1 protein-coding gene is annotated in these 338 nt (G+C 51.8%); it reads left to right on the forward strand.

Going from position 1 to position 338, the window contains the following annotated elements; all coding sequences use genetic code 11:
- Positions 1-95 precede the first annotated feature (95 nt).
- On the forward strand, positions 96-338 hold a 243-nt coding region (locus AC1RPH_RS08105), incomplete at its 3' end, for a hypothetical protein (RefSeq protein ID WP_391857714.1).

Here is a 338-nt window from a genome sequence, read left to right on the forward strand (position 1 = left end):
CCTCGTGTTTGAGAGAACGCGAGCTGGAAGAAGAAAAGCTTGACGAACAGGACTAGGCTCGTTATAGTCCAGCAATCTACAAACAGGAGAGCTTTATGACGCAGGTACGGAAGATCAGGGACTGGGATAAACTGGAGAACGGCGGCTGCTACTGGTTCACAATTACCTCGGATCGCGGTGACCGAAAGTTCTATTCGCAGGTTGCTGTCGTCAACGGTAATCCGCTGTTGATCAATGCGCGGGACGCCGTTCCGTTCGAAGAATATGCGTCGAAAGTGCTTTATGCACAAGAACAGGGCCCTATTCCGACTGCGATCAACAGGGCGCATGCTCTGGAT

The sequence above is a fragment of the Dellaglioa sp. CoH-57-MRSF-16 genome, assembly GCF_056782055.1.